The organism is Streptococcus shenyangsis (genome assembly GCF_006385785.1).
GTDB classification, from domain to species: domain Bacteria; phylum Bacillota; class Bacilli; order Lactobacillales; family Streptococcaceae; genus Streptococcus; species Streptococcus shenyangsis.
The window spans coordinates 48,734-75,650 of sequence record NZ_VFSH01000004.1 but is presented as its reverse complement, the minus strand read 5'-3'; the positions used below and the strand labels follow the sequence as shown (position 1 = coordinate 75,650).

The window sequence follows — 26,917 nt, the reverse complement described above, 5'->3', positions numbered from 1 at the left end:
AAAAGACTAGAAAGAAGACTGTATGGATAATCGACCAATTGGTTTTTTGGATTCGGGTGTCGGGGGCTTGACCGTTGTGCGTGAGCTCATGCGCCAGCTTCCTCATGAAGAAATCGTCTATATTGGAGATTCGGCGCGGGCTCCCTATGGTCCCCGTCCTGCTGAGCAAATTCGTGAATATACTTGGCAGTTGGTTAACTTTCTCTTGACCAAGAATGTCAAAATGATTGTCATTGCTTGTAACACTGCGACTGCGGTCGTATGGGAAGAAATCAAGGCTCAACTAGATATTCCTGTCTTGGGTGTGATTTTGCCAGGAGCTTCAGCAGCCATCAAGTCCAGTCAAGGTGGGAAAATCGGAGTGATTGGAACACCCATGACGGTACAATCAGACATCTACCGTCAGAAAATCCATGATCTGGATCCAGATTTACAAGTGGAAAGTTTGGCCTGTCCCAAGTTTGCTCCCTTGGTGGAGTCGGGTGCCCTGTCAACCAGTGTCACCAAGAAAGTGGTCTATGAAACCCTGCGTCCCTTGGTTGGAAAGGTGGATAGTCTTATTTTGGGCTGTACCCATTATCCGCTCCTTCGCCCCATCATACAAAATGTAATGGGGCCCAAGGTTCAGCTCATCGATAGTGGAGCAGAGTGCGTACGGGACATTTCAGTCTTACTCAATTATTTTGAAATCAATCGTGGTCGCGATGCTGGACCACTTAATCACCGTTTTTACACAACAGCCAGTAGCCAAAGTTTTGCACAAATTGGTGAAGAATGGCTGGAAAAAGAGATTCATGTGGAGCATGTAGAATTATGACAAATAAAATTTATGAATATAAGGATGAACAGGACTGGTATGTCGGGTCCTATGGTATTTTTGGTGGTGTCCGGACGTTGACGGATGATGACTTGGATTTTCCTCTATTGGAGTTTGCCCAAAGATTTCGAGATGAGGATCGAGGTTTTCCTGTTTCTGTTACTGTTTTACGCTATGGTTCTCTCTACCGTTTATTGTCTTTTGTGGTAGATATCCTCAACCAAGAAATGGGACGAAATGTGGAAGTCATCCAACGTCAGGGGGCTTTACTCTTAGTTGAAAATGGGCAACTCCTGCATGTGGAATTGCCTAAAGAAGGGGTCAATGTTCATGATTTCTTTGAGACAAGCAAAGTTAGAGAAACCTTATTGATTGCGACTCGTAACGAGGGCAAGACCAAGGAATTCCGAGCTATCTTTGATAAGTTAGGCTACGATGTGGAAAATCTTAATGACTATCCTGACTTGCCTGAAGTAGCTGAAACAGGCATGACCTTTGAAGAAAATGCCCGTCTCAAGGCAGAAACTATTTCTCAATTAACGGGCAAGATGGTTTTGGCAGATGACTCAGGTCTCAAGGTCGATGTCCTTGGTGGCTTGCCAGGTGTCTGGTCAGCTCGTTTCGCAGGTGTGGGAGCAACTGACCGGGAAAACAATGCCAAACTCTTGCACGAATTGGCCATGGTCTTTGAACTCAAGGATCGTTCGGCTCAGTTCCATACAACCCTAGTGGTAGCCAGTCCAAACAAGGAAAGCTTGGTTGTTGAAGCAGACTGGCCAGGCTACATTAACTTTGAACCTAAGGGTGAAAATGGATTTGGTTACGATCCTCTCTTCCTTGTAGGAGAGACAGGCAAGTCATCAGCTGAATTAACCCTTGAAGAAAAAAATAGTCAATCTCACCGTGCCTTAGCCGTTAAGAAACTTTTGGAGGTATTTCCATCATGGCAAAGCAAACCATCATTGTAATGAGCGATTCCCATGGCGATAGCTTGATTGTGGAAGAAATCCGTGATCGCTATGTAGGCAAAGTTGATGCCGTTTTTCATAACGGCGATTCTGAACTACGTCCTGATTCTCCTCTTTGGGAAGGCATCCGTGTTGTTAAAGGGAACATGGACTTCTACGCCGGCTACCCAGAACGTTTGGTGACTGAGCTTGGTTCGACCAAGATTATCCAAACCCATGGTCACTTGTTTGACATCAATTTCAACTTTCAAAAGTTGGACTACTGGGCTCAGGAAGAAGAGGCCGATATCTGCCTTTATGGTCACTTGCATGTGCCAAGCGCTTGGATGGAAGGAAAGACCCTCTTTTTAAATCCTGGTTCTATCAGTCAGCCGCGTGGGACCATCAGAGAATGTCTCTATGCCCGTGTGGAGATTGATGACAGTTATTTCAAAGTGGACTTTTTGACACGAGACCATGAGGTGTATCCGGGCTTGTCCAAGGAGTTTAGCCGATGATTGCCAAGGAGTTTGAGACTTTCTTGTTGGGACAGGAGGAAACTTTTTTGACTCCTGCTGAAAATCTAGCCGTGTTGATTGATACTCACAATGCGGATCATGCGACCCTTTTGCTCAGTCAGATGACCTATACCCGTGTTCCTGTTGTAACAGATGAAAAACAGTTTGTTGGGACGATTGGGCTCAGAGATATTATGGCTTATCAGATGGAGCATGACTTGAGTCAAGAAATCATGGCAGATACGGATATCGTTCATATGACGAGAACGGACGTAGCGGTCGTCTCGCCAGATTTTACCATTACAGAGGTCTTGCACAAGCTGGTAGATGAGTCCTTCTTGCCGGTTGTGGATGCGTCAGGGATTTTCCAAGGGATTATCACGCGCAAGTCTATCCTCAAGGCAGTCAATGCCCTCTTGCATGACTTTAGTAAGGAATATGAGATTCGATGCAAATGAGAGACAGGATTTCAGCCTTTTTAGAGGAAAAACAGGGCTTGTCTGCTAATTCCAAGCAGTCCTATAGGTATGATCTGGAACAATTTTTAGATTTGGTAGGCGAGCGGATTTCTGAGACCAGTCTCAAGATTTACCAAGCCCAGCTAGCCAATCTAAAAATCAGCGCCCAGAAGCGGAAGATTTCGGCCTGTAACCAATTTCTCTACTTTCTCTATCAAAAAGGAGAAGTGGACAGCTTTTACCGCTTGGAATTAGCTAAACAAGCTGAAAAGAAGACCGAAAAGCCAGAACTGTTAGACCTAAACTCTTTTTGGCAAGAAAGTGACTATCCAGCGGGTCGCTTGCTAGCGCTCTTAATCCTAGAAATGGGGCTCTTGCCGAGTGAGATTTTAGCTCTCAAGGTTGAGGATATCAATCTGGATTTTCAGGTGTTGCGAATCAAGAAGGCTTCCCAACAGAGGATTGTCACCATTCCCACAACCTTGCTTTCAGAATTGGAACCCTTAATGGGCCAGACCTATCTTTTTGAAAGAGGAGGGAAAGCCTATTCTCGCCAGTGGGCCTTCCGTCAGCTAGAGTCTTTTGTCAAGGAGAAAGGTTTTCCAGCCTTATCAGCCCAAGCCTTACGGGAACAGTTCATTCTAAGACAAATAGAAAACAAGGTCGATTTGTACGAAATTGCAAAAAAATTAGGATTAAAAACAGTCCTGACCTTAGAAAAATATAGATAATGGATATTAAATTAAAAGATTTTGAAGGGCCCCTGGACTTGCTCTTGCATCTGGTTTCTAAGTATCAGATGGATATCTATGATGTGCCCATTACGGAAGTCATCGAACAGTATCTAGCCTATGTCTCAACCCTGCAGGCTATGCGTCTGGAAGTGACGGGTGAGTACATGGTCATGGCCAGTCAGCTCATGCTGATCAAGAGCCGCAAGCTCCTTCCAAAGGTAGCAGAAGTGACAGACTTGGAGGATGATCTGGAGCAGGATCTTCTTTCCCAAATCGAAGAATACCGCAAGTTCAAGCTCTTGGGAGAGCACTTGGAAGCCAAGCACCAAGAACGGGCCCAGTATTATTCCAAAGCGCCGACAGAGTTGATTTACGAAGATGCGGAGCTTGTGCATGACAAGACGACCATTGACCTCTTTTTGGCTTTTTCAAATATCCTAGCAAAGAAAAAAGAGGAGTTTGCACAGAATCACACGACTATCTTGCGGGATGAGTATAAGATTGAGGACATGATGCTTATCGTGAAAGAGTCTTTGACTGGACGAGATCAATTGCGCTTGCAGGATTTGTTTAAGGAAGCCCAGAATGTCCAAGAGGTCATTACCCTCTTTTTGGCAACCCTAGAGTTAACCAAAACCCAGGAGCTGCTCCTTGTGCAAGAGGAAAGTTTCGGAGATATCTATCTCATGGAAAAGAAGGAAGAAAGTCAAGTGGCCCAAAGCTAGACTTGATAGAGAGGAAAGATGAGTACTTTAGCAAAAATAGAAGCGCTCTTGTTTGTAGCGGGTGAAGATGGGATTAGAGTCCGCCAGTTAGCTGAACTCCTCTCTTTGCCACCGACAGGCATCCAGCAGAGTTTAGAAAAATTAGTCCAGAAGTATGAAAAGGATCCAGATTCCAGTTTGGCTCTGATTGAGACAGGGGGCGCTTATAGATTGGTGACCAAGCCTCAATTTGCAGAGATTTTGAAGGAATACTCTAAGGCACCTATCAACCAGAGCTTGTCTCGGGCTGCCCTTGAGACCTTGTCCATCATTGCCTATAAGCAGCCTATTACGCGTATCGAAATTGATGCCATCCGTGGGGTCAACTCGAGTGGGGCCTTGGCAAAGTTGCAGGCTTTTGACCTTATAAAGGAAGACGGGAAAAAAGAAGTGTTGGGGCGCCCCAACCTCTATGTGACAACAGATTATTTCCTAGATTACATGGGAATTAACCATTTGGAAGAATTACCAGTGATTGATGAGCTTGAGATTCAAGCCCAAGAAAGCCAATTATTTGGTGAAAGGATAGAAGAAGATGAGAATCAATAAGTATATTGCCCACGCAGGTGTGGCCAGTAGGAGAAAAGCAGAAGAGTTGATCAAGCAAGGCTTGGTGACGGTCAATGGCCAAGTAGTGCGTGAACTAGCAACCACCATCAAGTCAGGCGACAAGGTCGAAGTGGAAGGTCAACCTATCTACAACGAAGAAAAGGTTTATTATCTGCTTAACAAACCACGAGGTGTCATTTCCAGTGTGACAGATGACAAGGGCCGCAAGACGGTTGTCGACCTCTTGCCCAACGTGAAAGAGCGCATTTACCCTGTAGGTCGTTTGGACTGGGATACATCAGGTGTTTTGATTTTGACCAATGACGGAGATTTTACGGATGAGATGATTCACCCTCGTAATGAGATTGACAAGGTCTATGTCGCGCGTGTTAAAGGTGTGGCCAATAAGGATAATCTCCGCCCCTTGACCCGTGGACTTGAGATTGATGGCAAGAAAACCAAGCCAGCTGTTTATGAAATTCTCAAAGTGGATCCAGTCAAAAACCGCTCTGTGGTGCAGTTGACCATCCATGAAGGGCGTAACCACCAGGTTAAAAAGATGTTTGAAGCTGTCGGTCTTCAAGTGGACAAGTTGTCACGGACCCGTTTTGGACATCTAGACTTGACAGGACTCCGTCCAGGAGAATCCCGTCGTCTTAATAAAAAAGAAATCAGCCAACTACATACCATGGCTGTAACCAAGAAATAATGAAACGAATTTTAATAGCGCCTGTGCGCTTTTATCAACGTTTTATCTCACCAGCCTTTCCACCCTCTTGTCGCTTTGAGCCGACTTGTTCAAACTACATGATTCAGGCTATTGAAAAACATGGCTTCAAGGGTGTCTTGATGGGCTTGGCTCGGATTTTACGTTGCCATCCCTGGTCGAAAACAGGCAAGGACCCTGTGCCAGACCATTTTACTTTGAAAAGAAATTCAAAGTAAGATTGTATTCTAATGTATAAAACACAGATAGATGATACTTGGTATTTACTAAGTGCCATCTGTCTGTGTTTTTATTTATTATTGATGTTTCTGTTATTTATTCCAAAATGTTTTTGCCTTCTTTAATCCGCCAACGATAATCTGATAAAATGATATCTTCGAGGGAGTAGCTAGCCTTCCAATCAAGATATTTTTTAGCTTTTGATGCGTCTGCTAGGACGCTAGCTGGGTCACCAGCACGGCGAGCAACAATTTCGTGTGGTATTTTTTGATTCAGTAATTCTTCAGCAGTTTTAAAGATTTCTTTGACGGTATAGCCTTTTTCAGTTCCTAAGTTAAAGATTTGAGAAGAACTGTCTTCTTGAAAGAGGTAATTCATCCCTTTAACGTGAGCCTGTGCAAGGTCCAAGACATGAATGTAATCCCGAATACATGAACCATCACGTGTATCGTAGTCATCTCCAAATATTTTCAGGCTATCATTTTGTCCCAATGCGGTCTTGTTGATATTGGGAATGATGTGAGTTGGATTTTTCACACGTAGACCGTTTGAAGCATCCATTTCAGCCCCAGCAACATTAAAGTAACGGAAAATGACATATTTCCAATCATAGCGATTGGCCATCCAGTAAATCATTCGTTCGCCCATCAATTTTGTTTCTGCATAAGGATTGACAGGGTCGAGTAGGGTATCTTCAGTAGCTGGCTTGTCAATACAGTTATTACCATAGAGGGAAGCAGTCGAAGAGAACATGATTTTTTGAATGCCAACTTCAGATAGGACTTTGAGAACTTGGTTCATACCAGCAACATTGGCAGTGAAGTATTTACTTGGATTTTCAATACTTTCGCTCACAACAATCTCACCCGCACAATGGAGAACAGCGTCAATCTTGTTTTCTTCCAAATAAGTTTTTAAGGCGCTAGCATCATAAACATCCAGTTGTTTAAAGCTAGCACGACAATCTACAGCTGAACGATTTCCTGTAGAGAGATTATCTAGGACATGCACCTGGTAGCCAGCATTTAAAAGAGCTTTAACGGTATGGGAGCCAATGTAGCCAGCCCCACCTGTAACAAGAATTGTTTTGGTCATGATTTTTTCCTTTTTCTAGTTTTGTACTATTTTAAAGAAATAAGAAGGTAAAGTCAACTATTTTCTGCAAATTTCATGAAAAAACCGAACAAATATAGCATTGAATTGTTTTGTGTTTGGGAATTAATAGTTTGGGTGATCTTGGGATAGTTCTTAGATTTCACATCACATGCAAGAAAATACAAGCTTTTTCTAAGATATAGTAAGACTAAGATACTAATTTAGAAATCTACCTTCCCACTATCCTTCTCCTATAAAAAGTGGTAAAATGGATAAAAGAAAGAAGGAACTGAAATGACAACATTATTTTCAAAAATCAAAGAAGTAACAGAACTTGCTGCAATCTCAGGTCATGAAGCACCTGTCCGTGCTTATCTTCGTGAAAAGTTGACACCGCATGTGGATGAAGTGGTGACAGATGGCTTGGGTGGTATTTTCGGGATTAAACATTCAGAAGCTGCGGATGCACCGCGCGTCTTGGTCGCTTCTCATATGGATGAAGTTGGTTTTATGGTCAGCGAGATTAAGCCAGATGGTACCTTCCGTGTCGTTGAGATTGGTGGTTGGAATCCTATGGTGGTTAGTAGCCAGCGCTTTAAACTCTTTACTCGTGATGGTCGTGAAATTCCTGTGATTTCGGGTTCTGTCCCTCCACATTTGACTCGCGGAAAGGGTGGACCAACTATGCCTGCTATTGCAGATATCGTCTTTGATGGTGGTTTTGCGGACAAGGCTGAGGCAGAAAGCTTTGGCATCCGTCCTGGCGACACCATCGTACCAGATAGTTCTGCAATCTTGACAGCCAATGAAAAAAATATCATCTCAAAAGCTTGGGACAATCGCTACGGGGTTCTCATGGTTAGCGAGTTGGCGGAAGCTCTGTCAGATCAAAAACTCGGAAATGAACTCTATCTTGGCTCTAACGTACAAGAAGAAGTTGGTCTTCGTGGTGCTCATACTTCCACAACCAAGTTTGACCCAGAAGTTTTCCTAGCAGTTGACTGCTCACCTGCTGGTGATGTTTATGGCGGTCAAGGCAAGATTGGGGATGGAACCTTGATTCGTTTCTATGACCCAGGTCACTTGCTTCTCCCAGGGATGAAGGATTTCCTTTTGACAACGGCTGAAGAAGCTGGTATCAAGTACCAATACTACTGTGGTAAAGGCGGAACAGACGCTGGCGCAGCCCATCTGAAAAATGGTGGTGTCCCATCTACAACAATCGGTGTTTGCGCTCGTTATATCCATTCTCACCAAACCCTCTACGCTATGGATGACTTCCTAGAAGCTCAAGCTTTCTTGCAAGCTTTGGTGAAGAAATTGGATCGTTCAACGGTTGATTTGATTAAACATTATTAAACCATAAGGGAGGTGGTAGGGATGGTAGAACCAAACCTAGAAAGCCTTGTAAAAGAACTTTACAATCATGCTCGACATGATTTGAGTGAAGATTTAGTTGTTGCTCTCCTAGAGACTGCTAAAAAATTTCCTACTACAAATGAGCAATTGCTGGCAGTTCGTCTCTCAGGCCTGGTCAATCGTGAATTGCTCCTAAATCCCAAACATCCAGCACCTGAATTGATAAACTTGGCTCGCTTTATTAAAAGAGAAGAAGCCAAGTACAGAGGAACTGCAGCTTCTGCGCTTATGTTTGGGGAACTTTTTAAAATGCTTTGATTCCATTGTGGATCAAAGCATTTTTTATATGGTAGAAAAGCAATTCTTGATGAGGAGAAGAAAAAGCAATCCCATTTATACTCTTCGAAAATCAAATTCAAACCACGTCAACGTCGCCTTGCCGTACTCGAGTACAGCCTGTGGCTAGTTTCCTAGTTTGCTCTTTGATTTTCATTGAGTATTAGGATAGCTTCTTGGTTCTTAGATTTGTTCAGCGATGACCTTTTCAGCTAGATTCATAGCGTGGTCAGATACACGAGTGTAGTGGGAGACAATGTCGATAAAGTTGACCCCGGCTTGAGTTGAACACTCGCCCTTGTTAAGGCGTTTGATATGGGTCTTTCTGAGAACACGTTCCATATTGTTGATTTCTTTATGGCGTTCAATCAGACTTTGAGCTTTTTCAATATCATTGTTTTCCACGCTGTCAAGGGCATCCTTGATAAAGTCAGTGGTCTTTTGATAGATATCAGCTAATTCCTGCAAAGCAGCTTCAGAGAATTCAACGTTTTTACGTTGAAGGTAGTCAGTCAGATTGATTAGGGCTTCTGCGTGGTCCCCAATACGTTCCAAATCGCGGGATGAATCAAGGATGTTGGTGAGCACTTCACTTTCTTTCTGGCTAAGAGCTTCGCTTGAAAGAGTAATAAGATAGCGAGTTAATTTTTCATCAATGGTGTTGATGGCTTCTTCTGTCTTGTGGCCTTTTTCGGCAACTTTTTCATTGAGGTCAATGATGTAGTTGTATGAAAGGTCAAAGGCTTTAGAAGCATAATTTCCTAAGTGAAGGAGTTCTTTCTTCGCATTTCCGAGAGCGATTGATGGAGCTTGCTTAATCAAGTGTTCATCAAGATAAAGTGGCTCGTACTTGACAACTTCATCTTCACCAGGGATGAGCTTGGTTACAAAGTAGGCCAAGGCTCCGATGAATGGAAATTGTACAATGGTGTTACTTACGTTAAAGGCACCGTGCGAGAAGGCGATGGTCATCTCAGGTGAGAGGTGAAGGAGTGCTTGGAAGTACTCAATCATAGACGTAAATGGACCTAATAAGATTAAGCAAAGAATAGTCCCTAAAACGTTAAAGGTAACGTGGGTTGCAGCAACGCGTTTCGCAGAGACATTGGCTCCAGCTGCCGCGATGATAACGGTTAGGGTTGTCCCGATATTATCCCCGAAGAGAACTGGTAGAGAACCTTTAAGGTCAAGGAAGCCACCTGCATAGAGCCCTTGCAAAATTCCGATTGTCGCAGAAGAAGCTTGGATGAGAACGGTAATCACTGCACCGGCAAAAACTCCCAACACAGGATTTTGTCCCAAGGTTACCATGTATTCCTTGAATTGTGGTAAATCTTTAAGAGGACTCATACCGGCACTGATGAGGTTGAGAGCATAGAAGATTCCCCCTACACCAAACAGGATGCGCCCGATATTGTTTGCTGTTCTGTTTTTTGTAAAGAAGAGGAACATGGTTCCAAGGAAAATCAGGGGTAAAGCATACTCACCAAGCTTGAAACCGATGATAAAGGAAGTAACGGTGGTTCCGATGTTGGCTCCCATGATAATTCCGATAGCCTGTCTAAGAGTGAGAAGACTAGCACTGACCAGTCCAACCGTGATAACTGTAACCCCTGTACTTGACTGAATCAGGGCAGTCACGACAATCCCGACTAGAACACCTAAAAAGGGATTGCTAGTGTACTTGTCAATGTAAAAACGAAGGCGATCTCCAGCAGCTTGTTGCAAACCGTCTCCCATGGTCTTGATACTATATAAGAATAGTCCCAGACCACCTAAAAAGTGAAATAAAATTTCCTGCCAATTGATGGACATTTCTTTTTCCTCCGGAAAATAATAACGGAATTTCTCCTATTCTATTTTAAAGGATAAAAGTAAATCTAACAAGTATTAAGCTAAGATTTTAGAAAGAAAATTCGTGAGAATGGATCTTAATTATATTAATTTTACCAATTTCTAACCTAGATATAGGCATTTCCTTTTATATATTGACATTTAAAAGAAATATCTTAAAATGAGGGAGGAATTATCTTGGTCCCTGTGATTGGGATAAAAATTTTATAAAGAAAGTTAAGCGCTTTCTTTTTGTGCAACAAAATCAATCTTTTAGGAGGAGAAAATGAAGAATCCATTTTTTGAAAGACGTTGTCGTTATAGTATTCGTAAGTTATCAGTAGGAGCCTGCTCGCTGATGATTGGGGCTGTTTTGTTTGCTGGTCCAGCCTTGGCTGAAGAAACTGCAGTTCCTGAAAATAGCGGAGCCAATACAGAGCTTGTTTCAGGAGAGAGTGGGCATCCAACTAGTGAAGCCGACAAGCAGAATGAAGGGGAACGTACTGGAGAAAACAAGCTAGAAAAGGCAGAAGGAGCAGAGACAGTATCTGAAATTGCTTCGCCAGCAAGCAATGAAGCTGCAACTACTGAAACTGCAGAGGCAGTAAGCGTAGCTAAACCAGAGGAAAAACCAAGTGAGGTGGTTGCAGAAACACCATCTGCCACATCAAAACCAAAGTCTGACAAGGAAACGGAAGCAAAGCCTGAAGCAACTAGCCAAGGAGATGAGTCTAAGCCAGCAGCAGAAGCTAATAAGACTGAAAAAGAAGTCCAGCCAGATGTCCCTAAAAATACAGAAAAAACATTAAAACCAAAGGAAATCAAATTTAATTCTTGGGAAGATTTGTTGAAATGGGAACCAGGAGCTCGTGAAGATGATGCTATTAACCGCGGGTCTGTCGCTCTCGCTTCACGTCGGACAGGTCATTTAGTCAATGAAAAAGCTAGCAAGGAAGCAAAAGTTCAAGCCCTATCAAACACCAATTCTAAAGCAAAAGACCATGCTTCTGTTGGTGGAGAAGAGTTCAAGGCCTATGCTTTTGACTATTGGCAATATCTAGATTCAATGGTCTTCTGGGAAGGTCTCGTACCAACTCCTGACATTATTGATGCAGGTCACCGTAACGGGGTTCCTGTATATGGCACACTCTTCTTCAACTGGTCTAATAGTATTGCAGATCAAGAAAAATTCGCTGAAGCTTTGAAGCAAGACCCAGATGGTAGCTTCCCAATTGCCCGTAAATTGGTGGATATGGCCAAGTATTATGGCTATGATGGCTATTTCATCAACCAAGAAACGACTGGGAATTTGGTTGAACCTCTTGGAGAAAAGATGCGCCAGTTTATGCTCTATACCAAGGAATATGCTGCTAAGGTAAACCATCCAATCAAGTATTCTTGGTACGATGCCATGACTTATAACTATGGACGTTACCACCAAGATGGTTTGGGAGAATACAACTACCAATTCATGCAACCAGAAGGAGATAAGGTTCCAGCAGATAACTTCTTTGCTAACTTTAACTGGGATAAGGCTAAAAATGATTACACTATTACAACTGCCAACTGGATTGGCCGTAATCCTTATGATGTATTTGCAGGTTTGGAATTGCAACAGGGTGGTTCCTACAAGACCAAGGTCAAATGGAATGACATTTTAGATGAAAATGGGAAATTACGACTTTCTCTTGGTTTGTTCGCCCCGGATACCATTACAAGTTTAGGAAAAACTGGTGAAGATTACCATAAGAATGAAGATATCTTCTTTACAGGTTACCAAGGTGATCCTACTGGCCAAAAACCAGGTGACAAAGATTGGTATGGTATTGCTAATCTAGTTGCGGACCGCACGCCAGCAGTAGGTAATACTTTTACTACTTCTTTTAATACAGGTCATGGTAGAAAATGGTTCGTAGATGGTAAGGTTTCTAAGGATTCTGAGTGGAATTACCGTTCAGTTTCAGGTGTTCTTCCGACATGGCGCTGGTGGCAAAAATCAACTGGTGATAAGTTGAAAGCAAGCTATGATTTTGAAGATGCTTATAATGGTGGAACTTCTCTCAAATTTGCAGGGGATCTTTCAGGTGCGACCAAGCAAGATGTGAATTTGTATTCTACTCGCTTGAAGGTGACAGATACAACTAAATTGCATGTTGCCCACAAAGGAGGCAAGGGTACCAAGGTTTATGTAGAATTTGCAACTAAGAAAGATTATACCTACGGTGATGAAGCTGCCCGTAAAGAGTTGACAGTTTCAGATAACTGGACTACCGATGATTTTGATTTGAGTGCCTTGGCAGGTAAAACAATTTATGGTATTAAACTCTATTTTGAAAATGATAAAGACTTAAAAGGCTATCAATTTAACCTGGGGCAATTGACCATCAGCAATAATCAAGATGCTCCTCAGGCACCAACCACAGTAGCTGTAGCCAAACAAGTCCTAAAAAATGCCCAAGAAGCGGAAGCAGTTGTGCAATTTAAAGGCAACAAGGATGCAGATTTCTATGAAGTTTATGAAAAAGATGGAGACAGCTGGAAATTACTAACTGGCTCATCTTCTACAACTATTTATCTACCAAAAGTTAGCCGCTCAGCAAGTGCTCAAGGTACAACTCAAGAACTGAAGGTTGTAGCAGTTGGTAAAAATGGGGTTCGTTCAGAAGCTGCAACTACAACCTTTGATTGGGGCATGACTGTAAAAGATACCAGCCTACCAAAACCACTAGCTGAAAATATCGTTCCAGGTGCAACAGTTATTGATAGTACTTTCCCTAAGACTGAAGGTGGAGAAGGTATTGAAGGTATGTTGAATGGTACCATTACCAGTCTGTCTGACAAGTGGTCTTCTGGGCAGTTAAGTGGTAGTGTGGATATTCGTTTGACCCAGCCACGTACAGTTGTTAGATGGGTGATGGACCATGCTGGAGCTGGTGGAGAATCTGTAAACGACGGTTTGATGAACACCAAAGACTTTGACCTCTATTATAAAGATGCGGATGGTCAATGGAAGTTGGCTAAGGAAGTTCGTGGCAATAAAGCCCATGTTACAGATATTACCCTTGATAAACCAATCACAGCTCAAGATTGGCGCTTGAATGTTGTCACTTCTGACAATGGAACTCCATGGAAGGCTATTCGTATCTATAACTGGAAAATGTATGAAAAGCTTGATACTGAGAGTGTCAATATTCCGATGGCCAAGGCTGCAGCCCGTTCTCTAGGCAATAACAAGGTACAAGTTGGCTTTGCGGATGTACCAGCTGGAGCAACCATTACCGTTTATGATAATCCAAATTCTCAAACTCCGCTTGCAACCTTGAAGAGCGAAGTTGGAGGAGACCTAGCAAGTTCACCATTGGATTTGACAAATCAATCTGGTCTTCTTTACTATCGTACCCAGTTGCCAGGCAAGGAAATTAGTAATATTCTAGCAGTTTCCGTTCCAAAAGATGACAGAAAAATCAAGTCAGTCAGCCTAGAAACAGGACCTAAGAAAACAAGTTATGCTGAAGGAGAAGATTTGGATCTTAGAGGTGGTGTTCTTCGAGTTCAGTATGAAGGAGGAGCTGAGGACGAACTCATTCGCCTAACTCACGCAGGTGTGTCAGTATCAGGTTTTGATACGCATTATAAGGGAGAACAAAATCTTACTTTACAATATTTGGGGCAACCGGTACATGCTAATTTATCAGTGACTGTCACTAGCCAGGATGAAGCAAGTCCGAAAACTATTTTGGGAATTGAAGTAAGTCAGGAACCGAAAAAAGATTACCTAGTTGGTGATAGCTTAGACTTGTCTGAAGGACGCTTTGCAGTGGCTTATAGCAATGACACCATGGAAGAACATTCCTTTACTGATGAGGGAGTTGAAATTTCTGGTTACGATGCTCAAAAGACTGGTCGTCAAACCTTGAAGCTTCGTTACCAAGGTCATGAAGTTAACTTTGATGTTTTGGTATCTCCAAAAGCAGCACTAAACGATGAGTACCTCAAACAAGAAATTACTGCTGTCCAAGGTCGTCAGTCAACGGTTGTTTACACCTTCTCTAGTGAGGACAAACAAGCGACGCTACTAGAGAAACTTAATGGAGCGAAAGCTGTTGCAGAAAATCATGGTGCCAGTCAGGAAGATGTTAATCAGGCTTTGAATGAATTGAAACAAGCAGGCGCAAACTTGGATGGTAATCAGCGTTATGAGGCTGCTAGGAAAGAATTAGAAAGTTTACTCGAATCCATCCGCGAAAAATATCCTAAATCAGAACTAATTGCGCAAGCAGAGGCTTTGTTGGTCTCACAAGCACCAACTCCACAAGCTTTTGCGGACATGAAAGAACAGCTGAATAAGAAACTAGCTCCTGCAGCAGAAAGCCATCACGTTGGTAGCCAGGATCCAAATGAAGTAGCCCCAACAGTTGAAGCCCTCTCTGGACTAGTTGTGGAAACTGAAACAATAGCCTTCGAACGTCAAGAGCGCCCAAATGCAAGCCTTCTTAAAGGTCAACATCAACTAGTTCAAGAGGGAGTTGAGGGACAAATTCGTCACTTGATTGAAGTAGATAGCCAAGGGAAACGCACTCTTCGTTTAACAGAGGTAGTTAAAGAAGCTGTTCCAGAAATTACTGAGATTGGAACAAAAGTTCTTTCAAGTAAGGAACCAACTGAAGGTGTCAAGAATTTGGTTGTGAATACTCCGAAATTAGAAGTTGAAGAGACAAGTATTGCCTTCGAACACCAAGAACTTCTAACTGCAGGTCTTCTCAAAGGTCAGCGTCAACTTGTCCAAGCAGGAGTTGAGGGACAAATCCGTCGCTTGATTGAAGTAGATAGTCAAGGCAATCGTACGCTTCGCGCTACAGAAGTTTTGAAAGAAGCGAGTCCTGAAATCGTGGAAGTAGGTACTGGTCTCATCCCTGCAAATCCTGCACCACAAAACACAGACCTTCCAAAACCTTCTAATCAACCAGTGTCTGACCAACAAAAGGCTCCTAAATTGGAAGTTCAAGAGGAAAAGATTGCATTTGACCGTCAAGAACATGAAAATGCTGAGTTGCTAGTTGGGGAACAACGAGTCATCATACAGGGACGAGATGGTCTGTTAAGACATGTCTTTGAAGTTGATGAAAACGGTCAGCGTCGTCTTCGTTCAACAGAGGTCATCCAAGAGGCGATTCCAGAAATTGTTGAAATTGGAACAAAAGTAAAAACTGAACCAGCAGTAGCGCCTACACAAGAAAAACCAGCCCAAAATACAGCAGTTAAATCAGAAGAAGCAAGCGCCCAATTACCAAATACAGGGACTGTTGATACAAACGAAGTCCTAATAGCAGGATTAGCCAGCCTTGGTCTCGCTAGTTTAGCCTTGACATTGAAACAGAAAAAAGAAGAGGAAGATTAAATATCGAAAAATCTTGTGAAATCTTTCCTTATATTTCCAAAGTGTGATATAATAGTTTCGAATAAAATAAATAAAGGGGTTTTTGTAACATGGCAAAACTTACTGTTAAAGACGTTGACTTGAAAGGTAAAAAAGTCCTCGTTCGTGTGGATTTCAACGTACCATTGAAAGATGGCGTAATCACTAATGACAACCGTATCACAGCAGCTCTTCCAACTATTAAGTACATCATCGAACAAGGTGGACGTGCAATTCTTTTCTCTCACCTTGGACGTGTGAAAGAAGAAGCTGATAAAGCTGGTAAATCACTTGCTCCTGTAGCTGCTGACTTGGCTGCTAAATTGGGTCAAGACGTTGTTTTCCCTGGTGTCACTCGTGGTGCTGAATTGGAAGCAGCAATCAACGCTCTTGAAGATGGACAAGTTCTTTTGGTTGAAAACACTCGTTACGAAGATGTTGACGGCAAAAAAGAATCTAAAAACGATCCTGAACTTGGTAAATACTGGGCATCACTTGGAGATGGTATCTTCGTAAACGATGCATTCGGTACAGCTCACCGTGCACACGCATCTAACGTTGGTATCTCAGCAAACGTTGAAAAAGCAGTTGCTGGTTTCCTTCTTGAAAACGAAATTGCCTACATCCAAGAAGCAGTTGAAACTCCAGAACGTCCATTTGTAGCTATCCTTGGTGGTTCAAAAGTTTCAGACAAGATCGGTGTTATCGAAAACTTGCTTGAAAAAGCTGATAAAGTCCTTATCGGTGGTGGTATGACTTACACATTCTACAAAGCACAAGGTATCGAAATCGGTAACTCACTTGTAGAAGAAGACAAATTGGATGTTGCGAAAGCTCTTCTTGAAAAAGCAAACGGTAAATTGATCTTGCCAGTTGACTCAAAAGAAGCAAACGCATTTGCTGGCTACACTGAAGTGCGTGACACTGAAGGTGAAGCAGTTTCTGAAGGCTTCCTTGGTCTTGACATCGGTCCAAAATCTATCGCTAAATTTGACGAAGCTTTGACTGGTGCTAAAACAGTTGTATGGAACGGACCTATGGGTGTATTTGAAAACCCAGACTTCCAAGCTGGTACAATCGGTGTGATGGACGCTATCGTGAAACAACCAGGTGTTAAATCAATCATCGGTGGTGGTGACTCAGCTGCCGCAGCGATCAACCTTGGACGTGCAGACAAGTTCTCATGGATCTCTACTGGTGGTGGAGCATCAATGGAACTTCTTGAAGGTAAAGTTCTTCCAGGTCTTGCAGCCTTGACAGAAAAATAAGATTTCATAAATGAATCAAAGAAGAGAGGGATGAAAGTTCCTCTTTTCTTTTGCTTGAAATAAAAACGCTTCCTCTCAACTATTACTCATAAAAATCACCGATTTATGATAAAATGGAAATAGAAAGTTGAGATTATGAGTTATTTTAAAAAATATAAATTCGATAAATCCCAGTTCAAACTTGGTATGCGAACTTTTAAAACAGGTATTGCTGTTTTTCTAGTTCTCTTAATTTTTGGCTTTTTTGGCTGGAAAGGTCTTCAAATCGGTGCTTTGACAGCCGTTTTTAGCTTGAGGGAGAGTTTTGATAAGAGTGTTCATTTTGGGACTTCGCGCATTCTAGGAAATAGTATCGGTGGCTTCTATGCTCTGGTCTTCTTCCTATTAAATGGCTTTTTCCATGAAGCTTTTTGGGTAACTTTAGTAGTTGTTCCAATCTGCACCATGTTAACCATTATGACAAATGTGGCCATGAATAACAAAGCGGGCGTTATTGGCGGTGTAGCGGCCATGTTAATCATTACCCTATCGATTCCGAGCGGAGAGACAATTTTGTACGTATTTGCTCGTGTATCGGAAACTTTCATGGGAGTTTTTGTTGCAATTCTCGTAAATTACGATATTGATCGCATTCGGCTCTTTTTAGAGAAAAAAGAAAAATAATGTTACATTTTATAACATTATCAATTGACGTTTGTCTTTTTTTAGACTATAATAGACAGAAAGAAGGAAATTGTAAATGAAGGAAAAAGAATTTCGCCGAAACATGGCTGTTTTTCCTATTGGCAGTGTTATGAAGTTGACAGATCTATCGGCACGTCAGATTCGTTATTATGAAGATCAAGAGTTGATTAAACCTGATCGAAATGAAGGGAACCGTCGCATGTATTCCTTGAATGACATGGATCGTCTGCTTGAAATCAAAGATTATATCTCAGAAGGTTATAATATCGCTGCCATTAAGAAAAAATATGCTGAACGTGAAGCGAAGTCCAAGAAAGTGGTGAGTCAGACTGAGGTGCGTCGTGCACTTCACAATGAACTTCTCCAACAGGGACGTTTTGCTTCAGTACGATCACCTTTTGGTCGCGGTTAGGCAACCGCAAGTAGTCATAGATTAAGGAGAAAACTCATGCCAATCACAGCTGCAGATATTCGTCGTGAAGTCAAGGAAAAAAATGTTACCTTTATCCGTCTCATGTTCTCAGATATTTTGGGAACGATGAAAAACGTCGAAATTCCTGCTACAGATGAACAATTAGATAAGGTCTTGTCAAATAAGGCTATGTTTGATGGATCTTCTATTGAAGGTTTTGTACGTATCAATGAGTCAGATATGTACTTGTACCCAGACTTGGATACATGGACAGTCTTCCCGTGGGGAGATGAAAATGGAAGTGTTGCAGGTTTGATCTGTGATGTCTATACAACAGAAGGTGAACCATTTGCAGGTGACCCTCGTGGCAATTTGAAACGTGCTCTTCGTCACATGGAAGAAGTAGGATTCAAATCCTTCAACCTTGGTCCGGAGCCAGAATTCTTCTTATTTAAACTAGATGAAAATGGGGACCCAACACTTGAAGTAAATGACAAGGGTGGCTACTTTGATTTGGCGCCTACTGACCTTGCGGACAATACACGTCGTGAGATTGTCAATGTCTTGACTAAAATGGGATTTGAAGTAGAAGCGAGTCACCACGAGGTTGCGGTTGGACAACACGAGATTGATTTTAAATACGATGAAGTTCTCCGTGCTTGTGATAAGATTCAAATCTTTAAGCTTGTTGTCAAAACTATTGCTCGCAAACATGGGCTTTATGCAACCTTTATGGCCAAACCAAAATTTGGTATTGCTGGGTCAGGTATGCACTGTAATATGTCCCTGTTTGATGCAGAAGGAAACAATGCCTTCTTTGATCCAAATGATCCAAAAGGAATGCAGTTGTCAGAAACGGCCTATCATTTCCTTGGCGGTTTGATCAAGCATGCTTACAACTATACTGCCATCATGAATCCAACCGTTAACTCATACAAACGTTTGGTTCCAGGTTATGAAGCGCCTGTTTACATTGCTTGGGCTGGTCGTAACCGTTCGCCACTTGTGCGCGTACCTGCTTCACGTGGCATGGGAACTCGTCTTGAGTTACGTTCAGTGGATCCGATGGCAAACCCATACATCGCTATGGCGGTTCTTTTGGAAGTTGGTTTGCATGGTATTGAAAACAAAATCGAAGCACCAGCTCCTATCGAAGAAAATATCTACATTATGACAGCAGAAGAGCGTAAGGAAGCTGGCATTACAGACCTTCCATCAACCCTTCACAACGCTTTGAAGGCTTTGACTGAAGATGAAGTTGTCAGAGCGGCTCTTGGAGAACATATCTATACTAGTTTCCTTGAAGCCAAACGAATCGAATGGGCAAGTTATGCAACCTTCGTTTCACAATGGGAAATTGATAACTATTTAGATTTATATTAATGGTACAGAAAGGTTGTCCGTTTGGGCAACCTTTTTATGTTGTTCTAAAGACTGGAGTACTTACATTTAGTCTTTTGTAGATTACTAATATTCTTCGAAAATCTCTTCAAACCACGTCAGCGTTATCTGCAACCTCAAAGCTATACTTTGAGCAGCTTGCGGCTAGCTTCCTAGTTTGCTCTTTGATTTTCATTGAGCATAAGTTTATTATAGTAGATTGGAAGATAATGAATTGAGTCTAGGATTGTCCAAAATAATTCCTAACAATGTTTTAGAAGTCGTGTTATACTATTGCGACTTAAATATGATATAGTGTTTTCATATTGCTCATACTCTTCTATTTTCATTGAGTATCAGCTATAAAGATCGATTACAATATGTCTTTTATGCGCTTCAGCTAGATGAGTGTAATAGATGAGAAGTTTTTTTATTTTTTCTTGAATTGAGGTTTTATCGTCTATAGTATGCTGTAATCTACATGAATATAAGGTGTGTTTGTCATAAATTGATTTGATGCATTTGATGTTTTTATATTAAATTTTCTGATATTTCTTTAATAAGGATAATTGCTATTTTTGTAAAAATCAAGATACTAAAATTTTATAGTTTAGTCCTAATTAGTAAATATACAAATTCATACATAGAGGGTAGTTCCACCGCTTGCATATATATATATATATATATATATATATATATATATGCAAGCGGTGGAACTTATTTTATCCATACAGGAATCAATAGTTTAAAGATTTTTTGTCATGTATTAATCGCTCTTTTTTCAACGAAAATCTTACTATTCTAGGAACTGCTTCGTTATAAAAATACTCTATAGTTGTTAATTATTTATTACAGATATCATTTTACTATATCAACTTATTGTGATAAACTATATATAGTTATGTCATTTTAAAAATAGAAAGGAAAAATTTATGTTTGGACATAAGAATAATAGGAATGGTGAAAAAGTTTTTCGCTATTCGATTAGAAAGTACCATTTTGGTGCTGCTAGTGTAGCTATAGCTGCCCTCTTGTTTTTTGCAAATGGAGTAGCTAGAGCAGATAGTCTATCTGTATCCCCTGATACAGCAGCGACTGAGAAGACCCTAAATGATGAGGGTAGGAGTAGGGCTAAGGAAGAACCCTTGCCAAATAGTCAAGAGCTTGCTGAAAGGAATTTGGAAGAAAAAACTACAAAAGTTGTTGATAAATCAGCCCTTCTTCAAGTGATGGATGAGCTTAAAGATATTGTAGTTAAGGTAAAAGAAAGTAAACTTGCTCCATTGTCTAATCAGCTTCTTCAGCTTACTGATGAAAGCAAACGTTTGCTTTCTGATAAGGATGCTAAATCAGAGGATATTGATCAACATATTCTAAAAATTAGAAAGCTGATAGAAACATTAAAAGAGCAAGAAAGTAGTGCTAGTCAACCTGAGCGGAAAGAAGAGAGTAAGGTGCCTTCTGCTGAAGCGGTAGACGAGACTGCTAATCAGGCTGAAAGTAGCAATGCTAAGGATTCTTTACTAGAAGATAAGAGCACGAATGAGGCTGCTACTGAAGTTCGTAAAGAAGAAACTTCTAGAGATAGCTCAAAACCTACTGTGACAGCTTCCGATAGAAGCTTAAACAAGGTAGATAAGGAAGCTAATAGTCTAGAACTGCCAAACAAAGATAATAAACTGTTACCGATAGATACGAAAAGTAATCTTGTAGATGAGGCGACAGAGGATGTTCTTGATAAGAAGAAAAAAGGTTATTCTGGGTTTAGAATAGCTCATTATGCAGCTCGATCAATTGATCGTTCTGTAGCTGGAAATCTCGACTCAGGTACTATCAGTGGTGATGGAGTTAAACAGTTTGAAAATCTTCATTATGACATTGATGGTGATCGTACTATTTGGAGAGTGGCTGTCCGTCCGGCTCATAAGAATCATGCTTGGGCTGGTATTGCAGTTACATCAGATGATACTATTGAAAATATTCGTGTAGTAGAAAGAGGTGGAGCTGGTGGTAGTGTACTAGAAGAGAGAGAAATTTCCAGAGGACGCCCTGCTAGTACGCCTTTCTCTAATTATAAGATGTTTATTGGTCACTACAGACTTATTGGTGGAGCTGTGCCAGATAGAATAGTCTATGAAGTAACTACTAGAGGAACACATCACAATCTTTTTGCTCGCTTTGCGACCGCTATTGTACAGAATACTCTTGAAAATTCTGGCTTAAGTGGTAAGGCGGCGATTACAAGTCGAAATTCAGACTTCCCTGCTGTAGGTATCCATGTCAATGCAGTAGGCGCTCCTACTGTTAACCACAACTATACTCGAACCAACGACACTGTACGTATGCAGACTGTACCGTCAACAGATAATCAATTATCAGGGACTGGGAAACCAGGAGCGACTATTTCTGTTAAGAAAAATGGAAATACTTTTAAGAAGACAAAAGTTGATGGAAGTGGTCATTGGGTTGTTTCACTAGATGCTGGTTTAAATAGTAATCTATCAGATACTGGAGAACAACTTGTACCGAAAGATAAGATAACAGTAACTCAAAGTGTTGATGGCAAAGAGAGTGAAGCAACGAATGTGGATGTTTCATTAGGACGTTCATGGATTGATCATTCACCGGGACATCCTGTAGGTGAGGTTACATCTAATCAACGTAATATTAAATTATTTGTACCACATGATGCAGGGATGGCGTATTTGAAGTATAGAGATACGAATAATCAAGAGCATCAAGTTGCAATTAGACGTACTACGATTAATCAACAATGGCAATCTCTTCAAAGTAATCTAGCAACTGTTACTTCAGTAGATAATACAAGTAATAAGTTCTATTCTATCATCAATTTACGATTGAATAGTGATATGAAAGTAGGATCTCAAACGTCTGTTATTTCAAATATGAAAGAAGGCGGTTACGGAAGTCTTGAGGGATGGAAACCTGTCAATGTAGTAGAGGCTCCATTAACATCTGGTGCTCACATCGAGAGTGACTTAACAGGTAAAGCAAGTATACCTGCAGACGTCAGAGTAAAAGCACCAGTAGGTTCAACAGTAAAACTTTACGATAATAATGATGTGCTAATAGGAGAAGCTCAGGCTGGAAATGATGGATATGCAACGGTACATCCTCTAAATAGTTTACCTGAAGGGCAAGTTAGAGCGACTTCAACTCCAGCTGGAGGGAAAGAATCAGCGAAAAGTGACCCTGTGAATGTTACAAGATCTCAAATAGGTCATGGAGAATCGAAACAAGATACTAAATCAGGTCTGACTGTTGGAGTTGATAAAAAATGGATCGTTGCTTATCGTGGGGACGAAATTGAGATTAAAACTCAAGCTCATGCTAGATATTTAGAATCATTAAAACCTAAAGGGCTAAACACTCAAGAAGATTTAGAAAGAAACTTCCCAATAAAAGGAAAGTTGTCACATAATTATCTAAGTACTGCAGGTGGGAAGGCACATCTAAATGCATTTGGAGGTTTTAAGGGTACTATTTCTTTAGAACAGCCTTTAGGAGATACAAAAGTTACTTTTGTTGGTCAAAGTAAGACTACAACAGCTAGTCTGAGTCAACGTAATCGAGGTGCAGTTGTTGAAGTTAGCACAACTATCACTGTCCTTGAAGTAGCGAAAAAATATGATATTTCTATTGATAAAAAGATTACTGTAGACAATCCAAACGCTGTAAGTGGTCCAGAAAAAGAGAAAATCATTGCAGCGATTAAAGAGAAGAACAATAGAACATATACAGATGCAGCATACAGAGCATTATTAGATCAGGCAACTTATTCAGTAGATGAAAAAGGGAATGTTACCATCACTTATCCTGATAAATCAGTAGATAAAGTAGCTTCGGCATACACTATTCAAAAACGCCCAGTAATAGAAACATCCTTAATCGATAAGGCAGATACACAAACACCGACTACTGTATCGGCAGATCCAGGTTCTAAAGTAAAACTTTACGATCACTCAGGCCATGAATTGGGAGAAGGTACGGCAAATGAAAGTGGTCGAGTTACTATTAATCCTACAAGACCGATTCCAAATGGAAATGTAACAGCAAAAGCAACTGATAATCGTGATCACACAACAGATGCAAGTGCTCCAAAACAAGCGACAGTACCTGCACCGCAAGCTTTGACTATTCAGCAACCTCATCATGGTTCAACAAGCGTAACTATTATTCCGCAAGGCAGAACAGATATTATCACTGCAGTTATTCAAGGGAAAAAAGTTAAAATTGAAAAAGAAGGTTCTGGACGTTATAAGACGTTAGAAAATGCGGCGAATGTACGAATTTCACCAAATTCAAATGGAAGTGTAACCTTTGAATTGCCTTCAGGTACAAGATTTGAAACCCTAGATAGAATCCAAGCTATTGCAGAAAATAAAGATATTACGGAAGCTTCAGGAATAAGATCATCTCAAGAGGCTAATCAATATGTATTAGCAAATAAAGGAGAGAAAGTACCTGTAAAAGATATTAATCATTTAACTCCAACAGATAAAGAAAGAGTTAAAACAGCCTATGAAAAAGCCAATCCTGGTATCAATAAGTCAGAAGTAACTGTTGAAAATAACGGGAATATTACCTACAATCACCAAGGTAGAGGATCTGTTCAAAAAGGTAATGCAAAAACACCTGATAATGTTGTTTTAGATAATGTAGCTCCAGGTAAGCCAACGATTCCAACTAACTTGACGGATAAAGCTGGAACTAGAACTCAAATTGAAGTAGATACAGAACCAGGTGCATCTGTTGTTTTATATGATCATGGAAATCAAGAACTAGGACGCGGTGTAGCTAACGCAAGTGGTAAAGCGCTTATCGATCCGACTAAGGAAATTCCGAAAGGTAATGTTACAGCTAAAGCAACAGATGAAGCAGGAAATATCTCACATCCAAGTGATGCTAAGGTTGCTACTTTCCAAGATTTCACGCCAAAAGTTCCTGCTAAGACACCTGTTACAAAAGTAACTTCTTTAACACCGAGTGAAGTTAATCAGGTTAAGAAAAAAGTTTCAGATGCTAATCCTGGTAAAGAAGTACAGGTATCGACTAATGGTACTGCCACTGTAACTGATCCTAAATCAAGAATATCTCATGAAATATCTGGAGACAAGCTGGTTGAATCAAATGATAAGATTAGACCAATAGTTGAAATTCCTTATGATAATCCAGCTAGACAAGAGATCTATGTTTACTCTGGGGAAAATAACGATATTACACTGAAAGCTTGGGATAATTCTGGTAAGATTTCTAAATTGCATCTAGCGTTTGCTGCTGATAATAGACAGGGTCTAGGTACAGAAGATTCATACTTGAACGGGAAAACTCGATCAGCACTTTACTTGAAGGCTACTAAAATTCACACTGATACGCCAGCAAGTCAAAATTCTCCAGCTATTCTTAAGGTAACTGGTGAGATTCCTAAGGGTGAGTTTAATGAACAAAGTGGGCAAATTTCACGATACTTATTTGCAGAAGATCCAAGTGGAAATACTAACTATGAGCATGTAGGTCATGCTAATGATGTAGGAGCTCCTGGACGTATTCGATTTGTATGGAAACCTCAAACATTTAAATATGATGCGCAAGCTCCAGGAACACCGTTATTACTAGACAATGCAGATGCGACTCAAATTGAGAATGCTGTAAAACAAGCTAATCCAACCTTTAGCGATAAAATTAAGTCTGTAACAGTTGATGGTAATAATGTGATTGTGACCTATAAAGACGATAGTACAGATAGATTAGATGCATCTAAAGTCTTCAAAGTACGTGATTCTAAGCCAACGTCACCAATGGCAATAGCACCAAGTGATGGAACAGTTACAGTGACACCAACAGGGGATGCCGATAAAGTCACGGTTAATTACACTGATGAGAAAGAACAAAATAAAACTGTAACAGTAGTCAAAGATAAAAACGGAACATGGTCATCATCAGATAAACCAGCAGGTGTAACTGTAGATTCAAGTACAGGGCAACTCCTTATTCCAGCTGAAGGTGTTAAAGATAGAAGTCAGGTAACAGCAACAGCTACGAAAGGTGATAGTAGACCATCAGATCCAAAAATAGTTACAGCGCAGCCTAAAGATTTCACCCCAGTGAAACCAGACGAGAAAGTTCCAGTTAAAGACAAAGCGCACTTAACTCCAGAAGAGAAAAAACAAGTGGAAGACAAAGTCAAAGCGAAGAACCCAGGTAAGGAAGTCACTGTAGGCGAAGACGGCACTGCAACGTTGAAAGATCCAACAACCGGCATCAGTCACCAAATTCCAGGAAGTGACTTGGTCAACCAAGATTTCACCCCAGTGAAACCAGACGAGAAAGTTCCAGTTAAAGACAAAGCGCACTTAACTCCAGAAGAGAAAAAACAAGTGGAAGACAAAGTCAAAGCGAAGAACCCAGGTAAGGAAGTCACTGTAGGCGAAGACGGCACTGCAACGTTGAAAGATCCAACAACCGGCATCAGTCACCAAATTCCAGGAAGTGACTTGGTCAACCAAGATTTCACCCCAGTGAAACCAGACGAGAAAGTTCCAGTTAAAGACAAAGCGCACTTAACTCCAGAAGAGAAAAAACAAGTGGAAGACAAAGTCAAAGCGAAGAACCCAGATAAGGACGTAACGGTAGGAGCAGACGGCACTGCAACGTTGAAAGATCCAACAACCGGCATCAGTCACCAAATTCCAGGAAGTGACTTGGTCAACCAAGGATTCACCCCAGTGAAACCAGACGAGAAAGTTCCAGTTAAAGACAAAGCGCACTTAACTCCAGAAGAGAAAAAACAAGTGGAAGACAAAGTCAAAGCGAAGAACCCAGGTAAGGAAGTCACTGTAGGCGAAGACGGCACTGCAACGTTGAAAGATCCAACAACTGGCATCAGTCACCAGATTCCAGGAACAGACTTAGTCAACCAAGACTTCACCCCAGTGAAACCAGACGAGAAAGTTCCAGTTAAAGACAAAGTGCACTTAACTCCAGAAGAGAAAAAACAAGTGGAAGACAAAGTCAAAGCGAAGAACCCAGGTAAGGAAGTCACTGTAGGCGAAGACGGCACTGCAACGTTGAAAGATCCAACAACTGGCATCAGTCACCAGATTCCAGGAACAGACTTAGTCAACCAAGACTTCACCCCAGTGAAACCAGACGAGAAAGTTCCAGTTAAAGACAAAGTGCACTTAACTCCAGAAGAGAAAAAACAAGTGGAAGACAAAGTCAAAGCGAAGAACCCAGGTAAGGAAGTCACTGTAGGGGAAGACGGAACCGCAACCGTGACAGACCCAACAACTGGCATCAGTCACCAGATTCCAGGAACAGACTTAGTCAACCAAGACTTCACTCCAGTGAAACCAGACGACAAAGTTCCAGCCAAAGACA

Annotated in this window: 18 protein-coding genes and 1 pseudogene; 17 read left to right on the top strand and 2 right to left on the bottom strand. The window is 41.2% G+C overall.

Going from position 1 to position 26,917, the window contains the following annotated elements; all coding sequences use genetic code 11:
• The first annotated feature begins 22 nt into the window (after positions 1–22).
• From racE to yidD, 9 genes are read left to right on the top strand one after another with little or no spacing between them, the layout of a single operon-like run.
• On the top strand, positions 23–817 hold the full coding sequence (gene racE, locus FJR77_RS04315; RefSeq protein WP_140833368.1) for a glutamate racemase: 795 nt from the start codon (positions 23–25) through the stop codon (positions 815–817).
• Positions 814–1,785, top strand: coding sequence for a nucleoside-triphosphate diphosphatase (locus FJR77_RS04310; RefSeq protein WP_000182446.1), 972 nt, complete (start codon positions 814–816; stop codon positions 1,783–1,785). Before racE ends, FJR77_RS04310 begins: the two co-directional genes overlap by 4 nt.
• Positions 1,761–2,282, top strand: a complete 522-nt coding sequence (locus tag FJR77_RS04305) for a metallophosphoesterase (protein WP_001118952.1) — start codon at positions 1,761–1,763, stop codon at positions 2,280–2,282. Before FJR77_RS04310 ends, FJR77_RS04305 begins: the two co-directional genes overlap by 25 nt.
• Entirely contained in the window at positions 2,279–2,740 is a 462-nt protein-coding gene (gene cbpB / locus FJR77_RS04300; RefSeq protein ID WP_004260968.1) for a cyclic-di-AMP-binding protein CbpB, read from the top strand. Before FJR77_RS04305 ends, cbpB begins: the two co-directional genes overlap by 4 nt.
• Positions 2,737–3,471 carry a site-specific tyrosine recombinase XerD gene (xerD, locus tag FJR77_RS04295; protein ID WP_308851260.1) on the top strand — a complete coding sequence of 245 codons (735 nt, stop codon included), beginning with the start codon at positions 2,737–2,739 and terminating at the stop codon, positions 3,469–3,471. Before cbpB ends, xerD begins: the two co-directional genes overlap by 4 nt.
• Positions 3,471–4,199, top strand: a complete 729-nt coding sequence (locus tag FJR77_RS04290) for a segregation/condensation protein A (RefSeq protein WP_140833372.1) — start codon at positions 3,471–3,473, stop codon at positions 4,197–4,199. The genes xerD and FJR77_RS04290 overlap by 1 nt, the downstream gene beginning before the upstream one ends.
• A gap of 18 nt (positions 4,200–4,217) precedes the next feature.
• The gene (scpB, locus tag FJR77_RS04285) at positions 4,218–4,787 is read left to right on the top strand and encodes an SMC-Scp complex subunit ScpB (protein ID WP_061759317.1); all 570 of its coding nucleotides are present in this window, start codon (positions 4,218–4,220) and stop codon (positions 4,785–4,787) included.
• Positions 4,774–5,496, top strand: a complete 723-nt coding sequence (locus FJR77_RS04280) for a pseudouridine synthase (RefSeq protein WP_001222228.1) — start codon at positions 4,774–4,776, stop codon at positions 5,494–5,496. Before scpB ends, FJR77_RS04280 begins: the two co-directional genes overlap by 14 nt.
• On the top strand, positions 5,496–5,732 hold the full coding sequence (yidD, locus tag FJR77_RS04275; protein WP_004245573.1) for a membrane protein insertion efficiency factor YidD: 237 nt from the start codon (positions 5,496–5,498) through the stop codon (positions 5,730–5,732). The genes FJR77_RS04280 and yidD overlap by 1 nt, the downstream gene beginning before the upstream one ends.
• A 97-nt stretch (positions 5,733–5,829) precedes the next feature.
• On the opposite strand, the gene galE is transcribed toward yidD, so the two are convergent.
• Positions 5,830–6,828 carry a UDP-glucose 4-epimerase GalE gene (gene galE, locus FJR77_RS04270; protein ID WP_140833374.1) on the bottom strand — a complete coding sequence of 333 codons (999 nt, stop codon included), beginning with the start codon at positions 6,826–6,828 and terminating at the stop codon, positions 5,830–5,832.
• 294 nt (positions 6,829–7,122) lie between these two features.
• Here galE and pepA point away from each other — a divergent pair, with 294 nt between their 5' ends.
• Together pepA and FJR77_RS04260 are read left to right on the top strand one after the other, a co-directional pair.
• A complete protein-coding gene (gene pepA, locus FJR77_RS04265) occupies positions 7,123–8,187 on the top strand; it encodes a glutamyl aminopeptidase (RefSeq protein WP_140833376.1) in 1,065 nt (354 codons plus the stop codon).
• Positions 8,188–8,208: 21 nt separating this feature from the next.
• Entirely contained in the window at positions 8,209–8,505 is a 297-nt protein-coding gene (locus tag FJR77_RS04260; protein WP_140833378.1) for a bacteriocin immunity protein, read from the top strand.
• A gap of 201 nt (positions 8,506–8,706) precedes the next feature.
• On the opposite strand, the gene FJR77_RS04250 is transcribed toward FJR77_RS04260, so the two are convergent.
• Positions 8,707–10,338, bottom strand: coding sequence for a Na/Pi cotransporter family protein (locus FJR77_RS04250; protein ID WP_033679683.1), 1,632 nt, complete (start codon positions 10,336–10,338; stop codon positions 8,707–8,709).
• Between the two features lie 304 nt (positions 10,339–10,642).
• On the opposite strand from FJR77_RS04250, the pseudogene FJR77_RS04245 reads away from it, so the two are divergent.
• The 6 genes and pseudogenes from FJR77_RS04245 to FJR77_RS04215 all read left to right on the top strand — a co-directional run.
• A pseudogene (locus FJR77_RS04245) lies at positions 10,643–15,658 on the top strand (endo-beta-N-acetylglucosaminidase); the annotation flags it as partial.
• A 185-nt stretch (positions 15,659–15,843) separates the two neighbouring features.
• The gene (locus FJR77_RS04240) at positions 15,844–17,040 is read left to right on the top strand and encodes a phosphoglycerate kinase (protein ID WP_001096743.1); all 1,197 of its coding nucleotides are present in this window, start codon (positions 15,844–15,846) and stop codon (positions 17,038–17,040) included.
• A gap of 135 nt (positions 17,041–17,175) precedes the next feature.
• Entirely contained in the window at positions 17,176–17,703 is a 528-nt protein-coding gene (locus FJR77_RS04235) for an FUSC family protein (RefSeq protein WP_000119911.1), read from the top strand.
• A 76-nt stretch (positions 17,704–17,779) separates the two neighbouring features.
• On the top strand, positions 17,780–18,136 hold the full coding sequence (glnR, locus tag FJR77_RS04230; protein ID WP_000659551.1) for a transcriptional repressor GlnR: 357 nt from the start codon (positions 17,780–17,782) through the stop codon (positions 18,134–18,136).
• Between the two features lie 36 nt (positions 18,137–18,172).
• On the top strand, positions 18,173–19,519 hold the full coding sequence (glnA, locus tag FJR77_RS04225) for a type I glutamate--ammonia ligase (protein WP_001122886.1): 1,347 nt from the start codon (positions 18,173–18,175) through the stop codon (positions 19,517–19,519).
• Between the two features lie 929 nt (positions 19,520–20,448).
• The coding region (locus FJR77_RS04215; RefSeq protein WP_216629101.1) for an Ig-like domain-containing protein at positions 20,449–26,917 on the top strand (6,469 nt) is incomplete at its 3' end.